The sequence below is a fragment of the Alicyclobacillus fodiniaquatilis genome (genome assembly GCF_042678105.1).
GTDB classification, from domain to species: Bacteria; Bacillota; Bacilli; order Alicyclobacillales; family Alicyclobacillaceae; genus Alicyclobacillus; species Alicyclobacillus fodiniaquatilis.
The window spans coordinates 331765-352771 of record NZ_JBHUCX010000099.1 but is presented as its reverse complement, the minus strand read 5'-3'; the positions used below and the strand labels follow the sequence as shown (position 1 = coordinate 352771).

The 21007-nt window shown below is 46.4% G+C and carries 23 protein-coding genes and 1 CRISPR repeat array; of the genes, 5 read left to right on the top strand and 18 right to left on the bottom strand.

Going from position 1 to position 21007, the window contains the following annotated elements:
- Positions 1 to 18 precede the first annotated feature (18 nt).
- Positions 19 to 458: direct repeats of the CRISPR family, unit length 33 nt; unit sequence ATTTCAATCCACGCACCCCATGTGGAGTGCGAC.
- 538 nt (positions 459 to 996) lie between these two features.
- The 7 genes from ACFSB2_RS25430 to ACFSB2_RS25400 form a co-directional block, all read right to left on the bottom strand.
- Positions 997 to 2034: an NADH:flavin oxidoreductase gene (locus ACFSB2_RS25430; RefSeq protein WP_377945958.1), complete on the bottom strand. Its 1038-nt coding sequence runs from the start codon at positions 2032 to 2034 to the stop codon at positions 997 to 999.
- Between the two features lie 94 nt (positions 2035 to 2128).
- Positions 2129 to 2710 carry a TetR/AcrR family transcriptional regulator gene (locus ACFSB2_RS25425; protein WP_377945957.1) on the bottom strand — a complete coding sequence of 194 codons (582 nt, stop codon included), beginning with the start codon at positions 2708 to 2710 and terminating at the stop codon, positions 2129 to 2131.
- A 128-nt stretch (positions 2711 to 2838) separates the two neighbouring features.
- Entirely contained in the window at positions 2839 to 3594 is a 756-nt protein-coding gene (locus tag ACFSB2_RS25420; RefSeq protein ID WP_377945956.1) for a class I SAM-dependent methyltransferase, read from the bottom strand.
- A gap of 261 nt (positions 3595 to 3855) precedes the next feature.
- Positions 3856 to 4149, bottom strand: coding sequence for a hypothetical protein (locus ACFSB2_RS25415; protein WP_377945955.1), 294 nt, complete (start codon positions 4147 to 4149; stop codon positions 3856 to 3858).
- Complete coding sequence (locus ACFSB2_RS25410) at positions 4130 to 4300, bottom strand: response regulator (protein ID WP_377945954.1); 171 nt, start codon at positions 4298 to 4300, stop codon at positions 4130 to 4132. Before ACFSB2_RS25410 ends, ACFSB2_RS25415 begins: the two co-directional genes overlap by 20 nt.
- 485 nt (positions 4301 to 4785) lie before the next feature.
- Entirely contained in the window at positions 4786 to 5574 is a 789-nt protein-coding gene (locus ACFSB2_RS25405) for an IucA/IucC family C-terminal-domain containing protein (RefSeq protein ID WP_377945953.1), read from the bottom strand.
- A gap of 47 nt (positions 5575 to 5621) precedes the next feature.
- On the bottom strand, positions 5622 to 6587 hold the full coding sequence (locus tag ACFSB2_RS25400) for an ABC transporter substrate-binding protein (protein ID WP_377945952.1): 966 nt from the start codon (positions 6585 to 6587) through the stop codon (positions 5622 to 5624).
- Positions 6588 to 6847: 260 nt separating this feature from the next.
- Here ACFSB2_RS25400 and ACFSB2_RS25395 point away from each other — a divergent pair, with 260 nt between their 5' ends.
- Positions 6848 to 6958 carry a DUF6157 family protein gene (locus ACFSB2_RS25395; RefSeq protein ID WP_377946021.1) on the top strand — a complete coding sequence of 37 codons (111 nt, stop codon included), beginning with the start codon at positions 6848 to 6850 and terminating at the stop codon, positions 6956 to 6958.
- A 44-nt stretch (positions 6959 to 7002) separates the two neighbouring features.
- On the opposite strand, the gene ACFSB2_RS25390 is transcribed toward ACFSB2_RS25395, so the two are convergent.
- Positions 7003 to 7689, bottom strand: coding sequence for a DUF1295 domain-containing protein (locus ACFSB2_RS25390; protein WP_377945951.1), 687 nt, complete (start codon positions 7687 to 7689; stop codon positions 7003 to 7005).
- Positions 7690 to 7847: 158 nt separating this feature from the next.
- On the opposite strand from ACFSB2_RS25390, the gene ACFSB2_RS25385 reads away from it, so the two are divergent.
- From ACFSB2_RS25385 to ACFSB2_RS25375, 3 genes are all read left to right on the top strand, one after another.
- Complete coding sequence (locus ACFSB2_RS25385; RefSeq protein WP_377945950.1) at positions 7848 to 8441, top strand: TetR/AcrR family transcriptional regulator; 594 nt, start codon at positions 7848 to 7850, stop codon at positions 8439 to 8441.
- An 85-nt stretch (positions 8442 to 8526) separates the two neighbouring features.
- Positions 8527 to 9240 (top strand): response regulator transcription factor, encoded by a 714-nt coding sequence (locus tag ACFSB2_RS25380; RefSeq protein ID WP_377945949.1) that lies wholly within the window; start codon positions 8527 to 8529, stop codon positions 9238 to 9240.
- Between the two features lie 3 nt (positions 9241 to 9243).
- Positions 9244 to 10707: an ATP-binding protein gene (locus tag ACFSB2_RS25375; RefSeq protein ID WP_377945948.1), complete on the top strand. Its 1464-nt coding sequence runs from the start codon at positions 9244 to 9246 to the stop codon at positions 10705 to 10707.
- Positions 10708 to 10998: 291 nt separating this feature from the next.
- On the opposite strand, the gene ACFSB2_RS25370 is transcribed toward ACFSB2_RS25375, so the two are convergent.
- From ACFSB2_RS25370 to ACFSB2_RS25330, 9 genes are all read right to left on the bottom strand, one after another.
- Positions 10999 to 11898 (bottom strand): sulfotransferase family protein, encoded by a 900-nt coding sequence (locus ACFSB2_RS25370; protein WP_377945947.1) that lies wholly within the window; start codon positions 11896 to 11898, stop codon positions 10999 to 11001.
- Between the two features lie 85 nt (positions 11899 to 11983).
- On the bottom strand, positions 11984 to 12781 hold the full coding sequence (locus tag ACFSB2_RS25365; protein WP_377945946.1) for a COG4705 family protein: 798 nt from the start codon (positions 12779 to 12781) through the stop codon (positions 11984 to 11986).
- Positions 12782 to 13030: 249 nt separating this feature from the next.
- Positions 13031 to 13672, bottom strand: a complete 642-nt coding sequence (locus tag ACFSB2_RS25360) for an undecaprenyl-diphosphatase (protein WP_377945944.1) — start codon at positions 13670 to 13672, stop codon at positions 13031 to 13033.
- A gap of 41 nt (positions 13673 to 13713) precedes the next feature.
- The gene (mreB, locus tag ACFSB2_RS25355) at positions 13714 to 14736 is read right to left on the bottom strand and encodes a rod shape-determining protein (protein ID WP_377945943.1); all 1023 of its coding nucleotides are present in this window, start codon (positions 14734 to 14736) and stop codon (positions 13714 to 13716) included.
- 33 nt (positions 14737 to 14769) lie between these two features.
- Positions 14770 to 15492: a transglycosylase domain-containing protein gene (locus tag ACFSB2_RS25350; RefSeq protein WP_377945942.1), complete on the bottom strand. Its 723-nt coding sequence runs from the start codon at positions 15490 to 15492 to the stop codon at positions 14770 to 14772.
- A 268-nt stretch (positions 15493 to 15760) separates the two neighbouring features.
- Positions 15761 to 17215 carry a sensor histidine kinase gene (locus tag ACFSB2_RS25345; protein WP_377945940.1) on the bottom strand — a complete coding sequence of 485 codons (1455 nt, stop codon included), beginning with the start codon at positions 17213 to 17215 and terminating at the stop codon, positions 15761 to 15763.
- Entirely contained in the window at positions 17212 to 17943 is a 732-nt protein-coding gene (locus ACFSB2_RS25340) for a response regulator transcription factor (RefSeq protein ID WP_377945938.1), read from the bottom strand. Before ACFSB2_RS25340 ends, ACFSB2_RS25345 begins: the two co-directional genes overlap by 4 nt.
- Positions 17906 to 18604 carry a DedA family protein gene (locus ACFSB2_RS25335; protein WP_377945937.1) on the bottom strand — a complete coding sequence of 233 codons (699 nt, stop codon included), beginning with the start codon at positions 18602 to 18604 and terminating at the stop codon, positions 17906 to 17908. The genes ACFSB2_RS25340 and ACFSB2_RS25335 overlap by 38 nt, the downstream gene beginning before the upstream one ends.
- 302 nt (positions 18605 to 18906) lie before the next feature.
- Positions 18907 to 19647, bottom strand: a complete 741-nt coding sequence (locus ACFSB2_RS25330) for a nitroreductase family protein (RefSeq protein WP_377945936.1) — start codon at positions 19645 to 19647, stop codon at positions 18907 to 18909.
- 120 nt (positions 19648 to 19767) lie between these two features.
- Here ACFSB2_RS25330 and ACFSB2_RS25325 point away from each other — a divergent pair, with 120 nt between their 5' ends.
- Positions 19768 to 20256 (top strand): MarR family transcriptional regulator, encoded by a 489-nt coding sequence (locus tag ACFSB2_RS25325; protein ID WP_377945935.1) that lies wholly within the window; start codon positions 19768 to 19770, stop codon positions 20254 to 20256.
- Between the two features lie 11 nt (positions 20257 to 20267).
- Here ACFSB2_RS25325 and ACFSB2_RS25320 read toward each other — a convergent pair whose 3' ends face one another.
- Entirely contained in the window at positions 20268 to 21005 is a 738-nt protein-coding gene (locus ACFSB2_RS25320; protein ID WP_377945934.1) for an ABC transporter permease, read from the bottom strand.
- Positions 21006 to 21007: the final 2 nt, after the last annotated feature.

The following is a 21007-nucleotide window of genomic DNA, read 5'->3' as shown; positions in this document are numbered from 1 at the left end:
GCCTTGTTTGTGATTGTCATTTCAATCCACGCACCCCATGTGGAGTGCGACTTTTTAATAAGCAAATAAAGAGAGAGGCCCAAAAATTTCAATCCACGCACCCCATGTGGAGTGCGACTGGACCCAATGTAGATTTACATCGCGCCAGCGTCAGGATTTCAATCCACGCACCCCATGTGGAGTGCGACGACCTTTGAACCTTTTAGAATATGGATGGTAAAACATTTCAATCCACGCACCCCATGTGGAGTGCGACGTATTTATCTGTCGTATACCCTGGTTTCCCTTCCTATTTCAATCCACGCACCCCATGTGGAGTGCGACTTTCATCTCGTTCCGTTTTTGGTTTTTTTGGTAGAATTTCAATCCACGCACCCCATGTGGAGTGCGACTATCCAAACGTTGTTCCAATACATCAGCTTTTCATTTCAATCCACGCACCCCATGTGGAGTGCGACAGCGAAAATGCACTTAATTCACATCAATTTGATATCGATCCAGTGCATATTCCGCTTATTCAAGCCTTCTAAACGACTAACAAAGGCCAGATATCTTTCATTTTATGTTATTTTCGATAAAAAGTAATAAAAACTGTGGTGCGAATCTCCCACGCTTTTTATGGGAGCTTGCCATTCGCACCAATCCTACCACTTTTGTAAAACAGTTGTGCCAGGATTAAGAGAACCTCAATCCTACAAAGTTCTTCCCCCTGATTATGCACTGCGTTACAGTAACGCTTCAATTGTCCGCTAGGTGTTCATCAATGTCCACAAACGCATTGGATGTATCAGATTGAGCGATCCAAAACGAGTTCCAAGACGAAGCTTTACACCCGTGCTCTGAAGTACGGACACTTTTAACAACGGTCAACCGCTTCGTCCTATCAGTTGTGTTTGCATTGTAAGCGATTAGCGATTTCCTTTGCAATTTTCTCCAATAAGTTCACACCGCTGTTTCACTGATCCATTCACGAACACTCCGTTTGCAACTCAAAGCTCAATACAGTCGCTTAACGGCTTCCGGCGTAAAAGGAATCAATTCGTCAATCCGTCCATCTCGGATTTTCATTGCCCAAGCGGGATCGTTTAACAATGCGCGGCCCACTGCCACAAGATCAAATTCCCCACGCCCAAGCCGCTCTATCAAACCATCAAATTTGACATTTGCGGCTCCTTTGCCTTCAGTGAACAGACTCGTAAACTCACTGTCCAACCCCACTGATCCAACTGTGATGGTTGGTTTCCCAGTCAATTTTTTTGTCCATCCAGCCAAATTGAGATCGGACCCTTCGAACTCTGCCTCCCAAAAGCGGCGAGTTGAACAGTGAAATACATCAACCCCCGCATTGACCAACGGTTCTAAAAACGATGCGAGCTCAGCCGGTGTTTTTGCCAACTTTGCAGTGTAAGAACTCGACTTCCATTGCGATATACGTAAAACAATTGGAAATTCCGATCCGACCGCGCGTCGGCAAGCTTCGATCACTTCAACAGCGAAACGTGTACGCGCAGTCATGCTGCCACCATATTTGTCTGCACGTGTGTTGGTTTTCTCCCAGAAAAATTGATCGATCAAATATTCATGGGCACCGTGGAGTTCAATGCCATCAAATCCAAGTCGCTTGGCATCACTTGCTGCTTGTGCAAATGCCTCTACAATTGCAGTGATTTCTCGTTCCGAATACGCATTGACGTTTCCTTTTGTACCCATGTGCCATATTTGCGGAAAAATGTGGCCACCAGCTCCATGTACCGCAGTCAAAACATTTTTCCAGCCATCCAATGCCGCTTGTCCGTAAAAGTGTGGGATATTAGGCTGGCTTGATGAATCAGGGTGATTGATGACCGTCCCTTCTGTAATGATGAGACCAACACCATTTTCAGCCCGACGTCGATAATATGATGCCACATCCTCACCAGGCACTCCGTCTGGAGAGAATTGCCGAGTCATCGGCGCCATCACGATACGATTCGGCAAAATAATTTTTCCTAAATCTACAGACTCAAATAAAGGCGTAATAGAATGAGAATTCACAAATACACAGCTCCTTATGCAATTTGTCATCAATTTTTGACGGGATGGTCAAGAATTGAGCGCGTTCATCTAACGAAGTTGAGGTCATAAAAAATCAGGGTAACATCAGGGCAATGGACGTGCGCAAAAGTGCCTTGATTTGTTGCGGAGATGCGCCTGATCTCTCCATCATTTTTGCACCGATAAGTACGTTGTTCAGATATGCCGCGAGCGCTTGACTCGTCTGACGGATCGTAATCAGTGACTGTTCCTGGCCATCACGGATGACCTCTTCAAGGATTCTTTCCATCTCGATAATCATGCGCTTCACTTCATGGGTTACATCTTCATCGCCAGTACCAAATTCTAACGCAGCATTGACCATGAGACAGCCTTTGCGAATTGGCTCATCACATTGATTGAGTATTGTTTCCAAAATTCTTTCCAATTTCTCCAAAGGAGACTCATGTTGCGAGACGATTTCCGTCAGCATATTGATATTTCGCTGTTTGTACAACCTTAGCGCCTTTAAAAACAAGTCTCGCTTTCCGTCGCAAACGCAATATAAGCTTTGTTTCTTGACACCTGTCGCCGAAGTCAAATCCTCAAACGACGTGGACTGATAGCCTTTTGTCCAGAACACTTCCATACACTGGTACAGTGCGCGCTCCACATCAAATTCTCTTGGTCTACTCATGGGCGCATCATATCAGTTATTGACCGCACAGTCAAAAAACCAGTATTGGATCACACCGCAAGTTGGGTACTGTTCCTGCTGAGCAAGAAAATGCCCTACGGTCCCATCGGCCATTGGCGGCCAATGCATCATACTGCTCCGTAGTATAATTCCGCCCTGTAAAGAAACTCCACTTCTCCATCACTTTCAAATGTTATAAACAGTTTCTCAAGCTCTTTCAACATCTTTGTATAGTTTTCATCATTCGGAAGTGGCGCATGGGAAGATGAAAATTCCCTGCCCTTTAACCCCTCAAAATCTAACTTGTGCGTGTAATTACAATATTTTCTCCCAAAGTTTCCATCCTTAAAAAAAGCTATTAATTCCTTATCACCTATATTTCTTAAATCCACAGTTCTGCGACTACTCGAGAAATCGTAGTGAAGTTTTTCATACGCCTTCGTGAAATCACTTCCCTCGGAAAACATTTTATACCACACTAATAACGCTTTTCCCCCTGGCCTTAATATCCTGTGAAATTCCTTTTTACAGGCACCCCGGTCGAACCAGTGGAAAGATTGAGCACATGTGACATAATCCATAGATGCATCACTTAATGTTGTATCTTCTGCTGTACCATATACGGGATAATACGTTTCATATTGATTCAGCGCTGTATATGCGGCATCTGCCATTTCTTGATTGGGTTCAACAGCGTAAACCCTGCTGCCCTGTTCAAGAAGAAGCTTCGTGAATATACCGGTACCTGCACCTATATCAGCAACGAAAGCGTTTGCTGAGAGGCCGACTTCTTCATAGATGAAATCCATAAGCTCTTTTGGATAGCCGGGACGATGTTTGACATAATGATCTACTCTGCCGGAGAATCTCTCCGTATTTTTCACATCAATCATCCTTCCAATCGATAAAGCTGCTCCAACAAAATAATGATTCAGCCATCGTCCATTGTAAATGAATTAAACCCGTTATAGAAAAGTATCCTGTCGGCCTGACGATGATTGCAGCTTTCAGTTCATCATCCTATGATGCCACACAACCTATTTATACGACCAAAAACTTTTGAATGGAAATTGGTGACTTGCAACAAGTTCTCTCTTAACGGAAATTCGGGTGCCACAACATGGTCACACCGCTCACGACATACGTCATTCCCCTCCGGCACTCGTGATCAAACTTTTACCCGCTTCTAACGCAGCATGTAAGGAAGCGCCATCGTTTTGACCATACTGGCCAAGCACCATACCTATCACCAGCACACGTTTATGGTCGACGTTTCGATAAGCGGCAATGGCCATGTTGCCGATATGCGCTAGGTTTCCAGTTTTGAGCCCCACAACACCATCCTCGCCCAAATCAAGATTGGTGTTCTGAATCGTCCCCACTTCGGGGAATGTCGCATTTTTCTGGCCAACGATTTCCTTAAATACTGGATACGACATGGCCGTTGACGCCACTTTCAGTCGATCCACGGCCGTACTCTCTGTTTGCTGACTGATTCCAGCAGGAGATTTTGAATCCCTCCGCTTGAAGATAGGTGGATGTCAGATAAGTGATTTCCTTATCGTCATCCACCACAAGAATGTTTCTCAATTTTATTCCTCCTGCGCCCTGCTCCTTAAAGCCTTTGTCGTATCTTGACATACCGTAAACTCATTATCCTTCAAAAATTTGTGTACTGAAAAGATCACTACCTGACTTCTACATATTGACCCCTTGGCCCATGTCAAAAAGGTGCTCTGGCGGCTAACCGCCCTGCTCTTGGTTCCTCATTGACATATACAGGTGGAACGTCAATCTGCACTTACACTAGGCTGGATAATTTAAGATTTCCGAAAAAAAATCTAAAGAAATCTAAAGAAAGTGAAATAGGCAATACCATTGCACATACGTCCAATGATCGTTTCAAACTTGATGAAGTTCGGAAATTTATCGTGGTAAACACGCCGTAACGGCGCGAAGGGATACCGGAAGACATGGCAAACTGCGTGTTGTTTTTGGTGGCTAATCTATCCTCTTTTGTCACTGGCGAATCACTCGAGATGAAGGGACCAACCTCTTAATTTCATCTGCGCAAGCTACCTCGCTCGGAATTGGGCCCGCTGTTCTGCTCGATCCGCTTCTTTCACGCGTGGACAAGCATAACAATAGCCACCATCCGCCTTGCAATAATTGAGACAACATGCCGGTCTCATCGGCACTTGCCGATTGGCGTCTTGCAAACTCTCAATCATCCGCTCCCGAACATTCAGCGGATTTCGTTTACACCCAAACACTTCAGGTGCCAACTCCTCTTTCAAAGCCCGATAGTCATCCGCCAACCGTGATTTTGCCGTCTCATCACATTCAAGTGGAAACATATTCATCAACCAATACAACTTCGGGGGAATTTGTCCCCACAATTGCCCCACGTTATAACCGGACGTTTCGGCAAGTCTTTCAAACAAGGGTCTCACCGTATTTTGGTAGAAATCGACCATCACCTGATTGCGCCAAGTCGCTCTCTGCTTTGCCTCCGTCGGCGCAGTCTGCGCTGACCACTGACTTAATTTAAAAGAAAAGGCATAAAAACGAGCTCCCTGGTACAACTCGACCGTCAAGTTGTCTGGTGAGAGATCAATTGCTGTATCGTACACCGACAACAAGTACTGCACACCAGCAGGCACAAACGCAAACCAGTTGCAAAAAGCAACCGCGCTGGCAGCCGAATTGGACGTTTTGATCATCGAGCCATAGGTGCTTATCAAACAAGCCGAATGAGCTTCCTCAAGCAATTGTTTGAGCGGCATCGACAATAGCGGGTGCTCTACCTCTGACAAACTGATTTTGAAATTCGCTCCAAGTTGATGAAAATCCACATTCGACATGTTTGATCACACCTTTCCAAACCAGATTGGCCGACAAGTACGGCAGTCTACTTCGTCAAATCATTCACCACGTCATTGATGACATCTTCATTGGCGATGACGCCGAGATTGATCCAATGACCGTAACTTACGTTGTATACATGCCCTTCCTTAACGGCAGGTAGGTCTTTCCAAACCGGGTTATTTGTCAAGACTTTCTCTTCTGCCGTACTGTCGTTGCCTGTGACCATGAAAATGTAGTCTGCACCCAGTTTCGGCAAGTCCTCCAACGAGATGGACGCCCAACCTGTCGCGATTTTTGGCGGCGTGAGTCCCAAATCACCATAAACCTCTTGGCCCGCGAAGTTTCCTTTGCCAATCAAAAAAACCTGTTTGCCTGACGGCTCAATAATGGCCACCGTCTTATTGCCTATCGCTTTTTGCAACTTTGCCTTCGCAGCGCTCACTTTTTGGTCGTAGCCTTTGAGCAACTGTTTGGCTTTATCGCTTTTGCCAAGCATCTTGCCAAGCGTCAGCAACGTATTGCGCCAAGTGCCTTGTGCCCCGCTATTCTGATTAAACACATACGTTGGCGCAATTTTAGAGTATTGTTGATACTTCCCATTTTGCGTGAAATACGTGGAATACAGAATGATCAGGTTTGGATTCAATTTCAATATGGATTCTGGATCTAGCCCATTGCCAGAAAAATCAATATGAGGCTTACCCTTCAGCCATTTCTGTAGATAATCATCAACCACGTTTCCGCTCGAATACTGTCCCACCAAATCTTTACTATCACCAAGCGCGACAATTGGATCTTCCAACCCAGGCGCCCAAATTCGCAATGGAGCCGCTGGTATCTTGACTTGGTGCCCTACACCGTCTTTCATCACATGTGCGGTCGCTTTCGTCCCGCTCGCCGACGATATTGATGTATTGTTGTTTGATGAGCTTGTACCGCAACCGGCCACGCCAGCCAAAGCCAGCAAGCATGCCCCCGCTACCATCCATGATTGAAATGCCTTTGCCACAAAGATCCCCCTTATCTGGTATGTATGCAAAATCTGCAAACAAGTATTTTCCACTCAAAACAGCCAACACCTTGACCGTTTTGACAGATTTCCATCTGGATTTAGATAGCCTGCTCCAACTGTAGACTGTAGTCTGACATAAAGTTGAGTAAATCAGTCAACTATCCTGTATCATTATATTGTTTGCTTATGCTAATTTCAATAGTTTAAACGAACTAACTAAAATGAGCTAATCAAAATGCAGACAGCAGTAGGAGTGCATTAGGAAAATAAAGTATGGTTGGGGGATCCGCAGCAACAACGAAGGCAAAGTTGCGATTTATCCTGTGGAGTCAGATGAATACAAACAGCTCGTTCTCGCAAAGATGTGAAACACATCAAGGAGATGCGTTCCAAGCGCGCCTAGCGCGTGCCATCAGTAAATAAACGGGATGAATTTCTTGGTCGACTTTTGATATGCGATAAATTCCTCCCCGTATTTTTCTGCTAGATGCCTATCGAGCATGGGAATATTGTAAAACACAAACATGCAAAACAAGAATAACGGCACCAGCAAGGCCCATGGCTGATTGGTGAATAGCGCTAAGGCCATTACCCAGAGCACCTCGCCAAAGTAGTTGATGTGCATCGAAAATCGAAACAATCCCTTCGTGTACAACCTCCCTTTATTCTGTGGTTCTTTTTTCCACTCGTTCCTCAACCACTCCGAGCACGTGCTCACCCAAGAACCCAACAAAAATAATACGATGTAAACGTAGTCCCAGTTCGTGATGGATGTTGGCGATGTCAGACTGAATAATGGAAAACCGATGTAGTACAAGGCAAACGCGCTTGGAATTGCAACCGTCTCACTCCATGAAATCGAACGTTTCACCAAATAACACACCATGAATGTAATCCGAGCGTACACGACTAAAAAGAGGATAAACAAGACCAGTTGACGGTGACCATCTTCTTGACCGAGCCGCCAACCAAACCACGTATTCAATGTTTTGTCTCCGCCGAGCAGCAGCCATCCGGTTATCACCAGTATGAGTGTTTGCAAGAAGAGCAGCGTGATGCGTTGCGGAATAGAACGGCCCGTCGTTTGATACAAGTCCATGAAAGATCACCTCGTCTATAGCAGATATGAAATTTTTATTGAGTGCTGTTTCATGTATACTCTATATTCTACATGGCAATAAAGTCAACGATATATGAAACAAAAAACCATTATTATTTCATATCTACACTCAGGTGGCCATAATGAGGTGAAGCAGATTGGACGGATTTGAAAAAAGGAGAGAGACGAAAAAAGCTCAAATACGTCATGCAGTTTTACTGCTATTAACCACGCAGTCAGAAGATTTCACCATTAGGAAAGTCGCGCTTCAAGCAGGCGTGTCACAAGTGAGCATTTACAATTTCTTTGGCAGTAAAGATGGTTTGTTGATGGACGTCTTAAAAACCTACATTAAGGATAAGACATCCATGTACAGTAAATATTTGGAAGATGATCTGTCTTTTGAGGAGACCATTCAGGTTATCATGATGGAAGAAAAAAAGATTCTCAGTTTAACCCACTCCGTCTTGGCACATGTGGCACAACCTCAAGAATTGATGAATCTTCTGAAGAAATTGCAAGAAGCGCAACTCGTCCCCATTCTCATCGCGCTCATGGAAATGGCGAAATCACAGGGGGTCATCAATGAAGATTTGGCCATTGCGGATTTACTCTTTTATATTTCGATGTACCAACGCGAAATGCTCCGCTTATCCAATCAAGACCGCGCGGCTGAACCGGAGATTTCTGAAGAGAAGCTCATCCATTTTTTCTTTTACGGTCTCATCGGTGTCCCAAAACAGGAATCGTAACAGAAAGTCGCTTCCATAAAATGATGAGGCGTACTATTCACGTGATATGATGTCGAAAAGGTGAAAAGCGAGGGAAATGAGACAAATGAACCCATCAAAGGTACTCATCATTGATGACGAACCACTCATTTGCAATCTAATCACCCATGTTTTGCGCAGTGAAGGGTTTGAACATATCCAAACGGCATCCTCTGGTATGGAAGCCATCGCAAAATGCCAGTCATTCAATCCAAATATCATGGTTTTAGACATCATGCTCCCCGACATGGAAGGCTTTGAAGTGTGTCGTCAATGCCGTGAGATATCACAGGCCCCCATTCTTTTTCTGACCGCGAGAAGATCTGATTTGGACAAACTGATCGGGTTCGAAATTGGCGGTGACGATTACATACTAAAGCCGTTTAATCCATTGGAGGTCGCGGCGCGAATCAAGGCGCATTTACGACGTGCTGCGTTAACCACAAACCCGGTGACGACAGAGGGCCATGTTTACGATTTCCATCGCTTCCAAGTCGATGAACGATCCGCTGAACTTATCGTCAATGGAACGACAATGGTTTGCCCTGCGCGGGAATTCCAACTGCTTGCTTTTTTCTGTAAAAACCCAAATCGCGTCTTTAGTCGGAAGCAATTGTACGAGCAAGTATGGGGAGAGACCAGCCTTGGTGACGACAACACCGTGATGGTTCATGTGCGGCGATTGCGCGAAAAAATCGAGATCGACCCAGCAGAGCCCAAATATCTTGTAACCGTTCGTGGATTGGGCTACAAACTGGTGAGTCAACAGACGGAGAACTGATATATGAAACTAAACGCACGGATTACCGTTAAATTTCTCCTTCAAATTGGCGCCCTCTTTCTCGTCGTGTGGTGTATCATTGGCGTTGCTTTTGGCTTTTATCTCGCCAGCAAGCGAAATTCAGAGCAGAAGGCGAGCATGACCCCTGTGACAATCTTGGAGAAAATGCCTGTAGCGACAAGTGTGCATGGCAACAGCGTTCATGTCGATCAACCTGTGTTATCTGAGATCAAGCAGAGTGGCGGATGGCTGCAGATCCTTGATAACAATGGACGGGAAATCTACAGCTTTGATCGCCCAAAGAAGGTTCCTACGAAATATGCGCCGGGATTGTTGGTATATGACAGATTATACCCTGCGCAGTTTGGCTACCAGCTCTCTGTTTGGTACGGCACCGTAGACAAACAATCGCTCACCTGGCTTTATGGATTGCCGCCTGAGGCATCGGTGCAGCGTCAGCCTTTCAGTCCATATGTCTATTTCCTTTTGCTTTTTATGGGAAGTTTGTTGACCACCATTGGAGCAGCAATTCTCTTTGGCCGCCGAATTGGCGCGCCAATATTGCACATGATGAACTGGCTGCAGAACTTGGCAAATCAATCCTACCTGGAACCAACTGGTGCGCAAGGACTGCCGAAGAGTAAAAAAGACGTAAATGGACCATTGCGCAGGCCTTACAGAATGTATCGGGAGGTTCTTGCAACCCTTGAGCACTTGGCTGTTGCACTGCAACAAAGCGAGGAGCAACGCAAGCGACTCGACCAAACGCGAGACGAGTGGATCGCAGGCATCTCTCACGATCTTCACACCCCTTTGTCCTCTATTCAAGGCTATGCAAATTTATTGGCGGCTCCAGACTATGTGTTAACGGCGAATGAAGTTCACGAGTTTGGCGAATATATTTCTGACAAAGCCACATACATGAGCGGGTTGATTGAAGAGCTTGGACTCACTTTCCGCTTGAAGAATGAATCCTTATCCTTGCAGTCGAAACCAGAGGACATCATTGAACTCACACGCAGATCTGTCATCACTTTGGTGAATGATGAGCAGTCGAAAGCACAAACAGTGTTGTTTGAAAGTGTAGAAGATGAACTGATCTACCCGATAGATGCCAGATGGTTTACACGCGCGCTGGACAATCTGTTGGCGAACGCAGTCCTGCACAATCCTGTCGGCGTCACCATTTCCGTTGAGGTTCAATCCGAACCAGAAGTTGGATGCCGTTATCCCGGTGTGCGCATTCAAGTCAAGGATGATGGCGTAGGCATGGATGAAGACACGGTGGCACATTTGTTTGACAGATACTACCGTGGAACGAATACGAGTGAAATCCATGCAAAAGGAACGGGATTGGGCACAGCCATCGCGAAGCAACTGATAGAAGCACATGGCGGACACATCACGGTTGAAAGCGTGAAGGACCAAGGAACATCCATTACGATTCAATTGCCCCCAAGGAATTAATCGTCACGTATGCTTACATTCCTGGATGGCCTTGGTCCAGCAAAAATATGCCCACGACGTAGTCTATTTTACGGATGTAAAACAACCACTTTCACAATATGAAGTATATCCGGACTCATCTAAATGAACGTGGGCCCTGCCACCACAAAGCGGACATGTGAATGTGTCCTCTGTTTTCTGTTCGTCAAGCATCACCTGGATGGCTAATTTTTTCGCCCAAAATAGCGCTAAAGCATCTTCTTGATTCATGTGATTGTCATCTCCGAATAACACATAATAGAGATTAAGCGCTCACTTTTCGAGCCAAGCGCTCAAATCTCGATGAATCAAATCCTGTAAATTTAAGATATCTTCTCGGAATTCGGATTTTAAGAAATCCACTATGGCAGGTGCGGGTCTAATCTGGCTCAAGATCAAATTTTTCATTTGATGTCCTATTTTCTGGCGAAACTGTGGTGGCAAGAACGGTTTTACAGCCTCTTTCACGATATTTGGCTTGGCAAGAAAATCATAAAGCGCACGTGCTTTAGGCGCACCAGACACGTTGTGACGAATCGTTGTATCGATGACGACATCATCCCGCAACTCGAGAAACTGGAGGAGTTCCGCCAGCAACATGTCAGATCTGCGCAAATCCTCGTAAAGAAATACTTTCAATTGCTCTGGTGCAAATGTGGACATATAAATTGCCAACTGCTGTGCATAATACCCAACCTCGGTGTACCACCACAGCGGTTGATAGCCTTGTTCTTTACGCTGCGCTTCCATCTGTAGTGCTTTTTCAAAAGACAGAGACTCGCGGTTGTCGCGAATCGTGTGCATATACGCAGAAAACGCGCGTTCTACGGGGTTACGTAAAATCACGATCATTTTCGCATTCGGATTAAAATCCTTAATCCGTTGGGCCACATTGGGATAAACAAGATAGTACACTGAAGCTTCGCCAATCACTCGTTCGTTTTTTACACCACGAAATAGGTTGAGATAACGCTGGCGCGTTCGGATGGTTTGATCACTAAATCCCTCATCGCCCACCCCTTGAAAACGTTCCGGAAAATCTGGACTACAAAAATAATGCGGCTCTTTTACATCGCTCATAAACACATCAGGGTGTTGTTGAATATAATGGAAAAGCGAGGTTGTCCCAGACTTAGCAGCACCGATGATAAAGAAGTTGGGTTTTCGCTCCATTAACTTGATCCACCTTTCAATATGCGTAGACAAAGTGCTCATCTAAACACGCAACAATCGATATCTGAAACACAATCACCTAACACTATCGTGCCTTTGATGCAACCGAAACATCCTGAACGCCCTTGCGTGTCATCGCCATATAGCCAACAACGATTACAATCGCGATGGTCAAGCCAAGACTGACCACACCTTTGCCCAATCCGAGGCCACCGCTCTGGTGAGATACCGAGACCCAATCTGCAAACGAAGCGCCAACCGGGCGTGTCAAGATATAAGCGAACCAAAAGGCAAATATCTCATTGAGACCAAACAGCCAGTAGCAGAGACCTGGAATGGCAAACAGGACGGCAAACAAGACGCCGGAGGTGAAATAACCGAGGTGAATCGTCGTCGCAGTCATGTCGCCAGCGGCGGTGCCAAGCGCGAACGTCGCCAAAACGGCGCACCAGTAAAAAGCCTCTCTGCGTTTGGTGTAAATGCTGTGAATGGACAATGTCTTCTCACTCCTGTGCCAAATGATGAAGACGAGTATCAGGACGAGCGCGAAAAACGTAGTTGATGCGAAATAAGGGACGCCCAATCCAACATGTGCAGCATCGGCAGCCATTGTGCCAAATATGCTGACCATGACAACAACCAACCAGTAGATCCACGTCACATACCGCCGCACCGAGAATTGCAAAATTAGTGAAATCACCAGTGCAATTCCACCTAAGGCAATAGCGATGAAGGGATTCATATGGTAGACGAGAAAATCAGAAGTGGCTTCCCCCATCGCGGTCGTAAGCAACTTGACAATCCAGAAGTAGATTGTGATTTCAGGCACCTTAGTTTGAAAATCTGATGTCTGATATACCGAACCAGGTATAGGCTTGTGCATACGTTCATTACGTCTCCTTCTTCACGCTTTCATCTAAGCTCGCTACGACTTTTTCTGAAGCGTTTCACTAAATATATGGCTTTGCAAAGCACAGCAATGATGACGATGTAAATGAGCGAATGGGCATACTTGCCGACTTTTGTCCAACGTTTACCCAAGATATCCCCGTGTAACCAAATGCGTGAATAAACGTCGTGATCAAATGTGCCAATCCCTACACCCCTTGCCGCCCTTCAACTTTCAACGCGATCAAAGCGTATGTCTATCTGTGGTCGAATCGTTGTTTATAAGATGGCCTTCGGAGCCAAAGCGAAACATTTTAGCAATCATGGACGTAACGGGAAAAACGTATCGAGAGAAACGCCAAACGATTTTGCTCGCGATGATACCCACGATACAACCGCCTATCACGTCTGTCGGGTAATGAACACCAACAAACACGCGCGCAAACATCACGATGACGGCCAAAATCGTAAAGGTGTAACTGATCCACTTCTGTTGTTTGCCCCATGATGCTGCTGCAAAGCCAAAACTTCCAGATGTATGATCACTTGGAAAGGAGGCATCCGCACTGTGCGAAACAAGCGCTGTATATGTTCCTTTTTGAAAAACAGTGAACGGACGTGGTCTAAACCAAATATGTGAGATGACGACATTGATAAGCAGCGCCACTATGCCTGAAAGGCCCGCCATGACCAGCGCATGGCGATTGTGTATATCGCGCTTCGGTAGGATGAACCACGAGATGATGAACAAAACGGCATAGATCTCGAGCGCATCTTTGGCGAAAAAGATCATCACCGCATCAAGCAGTGCGTTCCGTCCTGCTAAGCCGTTGATCAAATGATAGATGGTTGTATCGAAAGGGTTTAAAAACGCATTGTGAATCACAGAAAATCTCCTTCCAACCTAAATTTTGCAAGCAAACTTCATCAACTGTATGAAATAGAAACGAATGACGCACTGCTACTGTCCAACACCTGGCCGACGCCCATTGCCACACAATCCATTGGATTTTCCGCAACAGTGACTGGCAAACCAGTCTCTTGCGCAATCACTGTATCCAGGTCAGGAAGCGGCGCTACCCCACCTGTCAACAAGATGCCGCTGTCCATGACATCGCCAACCAACTCAGCCGGCGCCTGTTCCAATACGCTTTTGATAACCGAAATGATCTGCTGAATGACAGGTGTAATTGCTTGGCTGATGTCGTTGGAAGTGACTTCTACTGATTTCGGTAACCCGGTTTTCAGATCTCGTCCGCGAATGGCTATCGTCTCCAGCGTCGTTGATGGCAACGCTCGTCCCACCTCTAACTTCGTCTTTTCTGCCGTCGCCTCACCAATCTTCATGTTGTGTTCCTTTTTGATAAACCTCGCAATCAGTTCATCCATGTCATCCCCACCTACTCTGATAGCGCGATGGGTAACAATGCCGCCAAGGCAAATCAGCCCAACTTCCGTTGTGCCAGCGCCAATGTTCACGACCAAGCTCCCTCTGGCCTCTGCGACATCGAGCCCTGCACCGATGGCAGCCGCCAGAATCGTTTCCACTGTCACAGCAGACTTGGCGCCTGCTTCGATGATCACATCCTCCACGGCGCGCCGCTCGACGGCGGTTGCTACGGAAGGCACTGCTATCGCAACATGCGGTTTGATTTCAAACCGAGCACGGGATTTTCTCATCTGGCCAATGAAGTGATGTAACATCATGACAGTTGTAGCAAAATCGGCGATAACACCCTTTTCTAACGGACGGACCGCCCGTATGCCAACTGGTGTCCGGCCAATCATTCTTTGGGCTTCCACGCCAAACGCATTCCACCTTTTGTCCTTTCCTCGCCCAAGTTCCGTGGCCGCCACCGACTTTTCTCGCAGCACAATCCCTTTTCCTTTCAAGAAAAACACGGTATTCGCTGTGCCTAAATCGATTCCGATACTCCGCTTTACCTTCATCTTTACCACCTCTTTGAATTGCCGCATCGTGACTTATTGCAACTGAATCGGGTCATTTAAAATGGCGTTCGCCTGTGTCTTTGTCACCTGGCCGTCCAGCACCATTCGAGAGACGACGAACTTCTGACGCATACGAGCAAGTTTCATATTGACGAAAGGATCGTAGTCGCTTGGCGCATTTGGCAGTCCAGCAAGCATCGTCAACTCACCAGCGTTTAATTGACTAGGCGGCAGACCAAAGTACGCTTCCGATGCAGCATACAGGCCGTATGCCTGCTGGCCAAAGTAAATGTCGTTTGCGTAAAGCATAAAGACATCCGCTTTACTCATGGTGTCGTATAGCCCTACGGAATCGAACATCTCGATAAACTTCCACCCAATTGACTTGGGAATCTGTCTTAGCACTGTGTTATGCACCAATTGTTGTGTGATGGTGGAACCGCCTTGCAGCGCTTGGCCACCGCGTATATCGACCCAGAGCGCACGACCAATCCCGCGGAAACTGATGCCGATGTTCGTTTCAAATGTGCGATCCTCCGTGGCAATGACCGCCTTTCGATACATCGCTGGAATTTCGCTATATGACAGCGGCGAGCTGTGTTGCGCGTTCATCTGGGCAATCACTTGTTGTTGGACGTGGAGCTGAATGGGATATACGTGCGTGAAATACCATCTAGCGCCGTACCACAAGCCAACAGCAAGCAGAAGTGAGCATATTATAAAATTTTTACCAACCCTCCACATCAGCGGAAGCATGTGCCCACCTCCGGCATCGCGTACATTCAGCCACCTGAAATCACCACGCACTCATACTACGCCACGAAGCTTTCAGGAAAAAAAACGTCAGCTTAACAGGAACTTAATTTTGATATTCGTAGAGGGCTGCATGTACTTTTATGACAGCAGAGGATCTGCAAGGTGATGCATGACGCACCACCACAAACATGAAAATGTGAGTTCATCGGGGCATTACAAATGGCGCAGCACCAAGGTACCGCGTAATTTTAGTGTAGGGTAAACGTGGTTATACAGACGGAAATTTGATGATAAACACGGTACCCTGTCCAAGTTCGCTTTCTACATGGACAGTTCCGCCATGCGCCTCAATCAGTTGTTTTGCAATGGCGCATCCTAACCCACTTCCTTTGGAATGCTTTTCACTGGTATTTGTCCCTCGATAGTATCTGTCGAACAGATGCTGGATGGTTTGTTCGTCCATGCCAATGCCGTCATCTCGCACCTGAATGCAAAGACCCGGATATGACTTCCCTTCAGGTGGCATGTCCACATCCAATTCCACGCAAATCTTTGTATCGGACGGATTGTGCACCACCGCGTTCCACAACAGATTATCGAGCGCTCGCGCAAACCACTTCTCATCCAGAGGGTACACCACATGGGCTGTCTTCGTTTGAAACGAGACATCGCGCTCCTCCATGTCTGGCCGATTTACAACGTCGATCACGACACGACGAACAACTTCCACAACGTTCATCGGCACACACACAAGTGGAATTCCTTCGTTCTTCAGGCGAAAGGCGAGACCCAAATCTTCAATGAGCCCTTCCATGTGGACGGACTTCTCCACAATGATTTTCCCGAAATTGCGCACTTCCTCGCTACTCCAATGATACTGCGAAGTTGCAAGTAAATCCCCATATCCACGCACAGAGGACAATGGCGTTTTGATGTCGTGCGAAACGCCAGTGATCCACTCCTCACGAGCGAATTCCAGTCGTTTGCGTTCTTTAGACGCGGATTGAAGCGCATCGGATAACTGCTCCAGTCCATCTATCACCTCTCGGTATAAGCGGAACGTCCTGCGCAAGTGCCCATTGGCCAAGTGACTTCTTCGGATGCCTTTGGCATCCATCGGCTCCTCATATTGACCGTTTGCAAGACGTTGGAGCCAATTCATCATGTGGAGCAGCGGTGCACCCATGCGGCGACCAAATAGTAAGGAAATTACAACTGCAGCAAAGACACTCGCGATAAAAACAACCACCATCAACACGTAGGGCTCAAATTGAATCAATGATGATGCATCTGTGTATGGCACACCTAGCAACCAGGTGAGATTCTGCCCATCTACCTTGTCATACCAGGAGTACACCATGTATCCATATCTCTCTGGATACGCGTGATACTCAAGCAAAAGGCCCGGTGGGTACTTGGTTGGAATGCGGCTCGGTCGTTGATATTCGTAGACTTCATTTCCTTGTCCGTTCAAAACTTGCATCCAACCGCCTAGTTCCTTTACATTGGCGCGCAATAATGGCGATACAGCAACTTGGCCATTTGTGATTGTGGTTTCAGAAGGCATACTTTTTGTGATTAAAATTGGATTCGTCCCTGCGCCGCCCCCTACACCGACCTCTGTCACATAAACGACAAAAACGATACCGAGCGCACAGACAATACCAAATAACAGAAATACTTGCGACATAAAATTCACAGTCAGGCGTGTTTTTAAGTTCATCGTGGTTCCTCTCCACGTGTATCGGTTATCAGCTTGTAGCCGAGCCCGCGAACAGTCGCCAAAAAACGCGGGTTGCTTGGGTCGATCTCGATTTTCTCGCGCAGCCTTCGCATGTGGACCATCACCGTATTATCTATCCCGACACCGCTCTCTCCCCAGACCTGCTCATAGAGCTGCTCTCGACTAAATAAACGATTGGGGTTTTTGCACATAAAGAGAAGTAATTGGAATTCACGTGCAGGACATGCGATATACTCGCCAGCCACTTCGAGCGTGGCTGAATGTTCATCTAACTTAAAATGACCAAAATCAAAAATACCCGCATCATGAGAAACCGCCTCTGGCCTAATCTGGCGCCGACGCAAGATGGCCTTGATTCTAGCGACGACCTCCAGGGGGTTGAATGGTTTCGAGATGTAATCATCTGCCCCCACACCAAATCCCATCAATTTATCGAGATCGGACGACTTCGCGGTCAAAAACAAAATCGGAACGTCAGAAGTTTGACGAATTCGCCTGCATACTTCGTACCCATCCATGTCAGGCAGCATCACATCAAGCACGACAAGCTCGGGAACGCCATACATACATCGCTCCACAGCCTCATGTCCGGATTGCGCTGTCTCAACGCTTTGATATCCTTCTTTTTGCAAAACTAAAACCAACATATCCAATATCGACTGTTCGTCATCAACAACCAGAATTTTTGGAGATTCGCTCCGGTTCATGCTGACCTCCATCCTCTCCAAAATGTTCACCTGGATCCAACACACCAAAATGCTCATTCTTCGGCGCAAACACACGATGTATTCTCTTGTGTATCATTCTGTACCCAATGATCAAAAGGAACAATAAGAATATACCCGGTAACAGTTCAGTACGCCAATGATGGTATATTGAAATCCCACACCGCTCGATAAGACTGCCTGCTAAAAGGAAAGTAGTCGTCCACATAAATGATGCGACCAACTGCGCAGGAATGTAAAGTCGGAGCCGCACTTGGTTGATGCCAGCCACATATGGGATGATATCCCGAATCACTGCGATGTATTTGGCAACCAGGATGGACAATAGCGCTCTCTGTTCAAATATCTGTTCCGCTTGATTCAAACGTTTTTCGGTTAAGAATACGTATTTTCCGTAGCGGATAATCATGGGTCTCCCTAATAAGCGGCCAATCCAGTAGGTGAGCATGGACCCTGTAAAAGTCCCCAAACTCGTTGCGACGATTAACAGTACTAGGTTGAAATGCACACCTTGGGTATGCAACAACACGCCCAACGTGGTCAAAAGTGTCTCACCTGGCACAACTAAAATTAGATACTCAAGCGCGAGCAGAAGAAAAAACCCGATATATCCATATGTCATCACGATATGGTGAATGTCCACTGATTTCACTCCTACGCTCGTCTCATCCATTCGACCGCCATCCGCGATGCTTCCAAACACCAACGGTACTATGAAAAATACCACAGCATCGAGGTAGAATGCACGGACATATACCTGATACCAACATTCTAGCTCATCATATGCGACCAATCTTTCTGGAAGAAAAACGCGAGCTTAACAAGCGCTTAATTTTCACACAGTCTGCTTCAATCAGGGCGAATGGTACGAAACATCGTGATATGGTGAGTGGAGATCGGGTAGTTCTTTCATGGCTCATGAGTTCAAGGGCATCATGCGTGTGCCTATTTCAGAACAAATCCTTTACGCTTGATGTAATCGGTGTAAAACTCAAACGGGATATCTTGTGCCAGCATGTTGATATTTGTATGTGACCAATCTGCTTTCTGTCGATTGCTCGTTCGATGTGCATAGTAGTATTCCATCTCTTTGTCATAGGCCTCAACGAGGTCTTTTAATTCATGCTGATACCTATCCTCAAAAAATACGGCCGCTTTAGGCAGTCGCGGTTTTTGTTCCGGCATTTCATCTGGCACACCAACGGCTAATCCCACCAATGGAATCACGTGATTTGGCAAGTCAAGCCACTCATCCAATTCTGTGACAGCGCCAACTCCGCCTAAGATGACAGTTCCTAGTCCAATCGACTTCGCCGCTAAATTTGCATTTTGTAAAGCAATGGCCGCACTCGTAACCCCGGTTTGGAAAAAGTAAGCAAAGCCCAAATTACTTTTCATTTTTCGTTGTTCAACATCCGTGGCGGTGACCATCATGCGGTAAAAGTCAACACAAAAGACAAATAGATATGCGCATTCGTCAATCGCCGAGCTTTCTGCACGGATGGATAACTCCTTTTTAAGCTGGGGATCTGTCATTCCGATGATGGTGAATGACTGCAAATGACCAGACGTCGGCGCCATTTGAGCAGCATGAACAATGGTTTCGATCTGCGCGGCAGTTAAGGGGACATTTTTAAACTTGCGAATCGAACGATGCTGATTGATTGCCTTGATTATGTCATTCATAAAGATACCTCCACCTATTTAGTTTCCGAAGAAACTAAAATAACAGACAAGGTCTCTTTCGTCAAATGGTTTCCAAAGAAACTGTGATATAATGACTGCTAAAGAAAGGAAGATATCTTCATGAATGATCTCCATCAAGATTTAAAAGGGATCCAAGACAGAATCAAAAAATCTCTGTTTCATATTTTCACCGCTGAATCAAATGACGATTCCGAAAAAACCTGGTTAATAGGACGCACAGCCAATCAGCAGCTAAAGAAACTGATCCCTCAATTATCCGTTTTATGCCTCCATACATTAGAAATCATCAGCCAACATGAGTGCATAAAAGGCATAGATATCGCTCACAATTTAAATGTCACAAAGGGTGCAATATCCAAGGTCACGCGCAGGCTATTGAATCATGGGCTCATCAAAAAATCACAACGTCCGACCAACCTTAAAGAAATTTATTTTTCCGTCACGCCCCTTGGCACTGAGCTCGCGAATTTGCATGAGCAGTTGCATATGGAATTCGATAAAAAAAGTCTTGAATTATTGAAGCGCTACGACTTGGCATCGCTTGAGCTGGTTGCCGATTTTTTAGAAAACCTTTCTCGATTACACTGACCCTGTCGCAACTACGCTTGGATATCCCGCCTTGTGAAGTGCAGCCAGCCACCAAGGATGAAAATGACTCCCGCAATCGTCATAGTCAACATCGTTTCCGGCGTCACATTCAACATCCCCTGCTGTCTAGGCAGCATCGCCAACACCGGTTGCGCCCAAGGATATAGCGGCGCATAGATGCTCGAACTGGCGATGGACATGGCCGGGATCGTGAGAATGATATTCAGGGCAAAGGGCGCGCCAAAGCTTTTCCACCACGTGGACACCCACAGTTGCAATGCGGAGAGTGGTATGGTAGCAAGCCAACCACCGATAATCCCTTTGCTCAACATGGACCAGGGAATTGGCGCATGGACATGCAGTATCAAACCCACCACAAGCAACGCAAACAAAACCAGCACCTGCGCCAACGCCAAAAAGAACAGGACGTAAAAAAACTTTGCGGCATAAACTGTCGTCCGCCTGACCGGCAAGGCAAGCAGTTGTTTCCAGCCGCCTGCTAGATGTTCACTTCGACAGCATAAGGAGGCGAGAATGCCCGCCAGCATCGGCAAGAACAACAGTCCGTACACCTGGATGGTCGCTTGGTATATGACAAGCCAAGCTATGTGGTTTCCATTCGTGACCAAATCCATTCGTGACATCGCCATACCAACGAGCACAGTCAACAGCGGCGCGATGAAAACAGGTACCCAGATACTCGACTTGCGCAACTTTGTCCACTCACACAATAGCATTCGAAAAATCAACG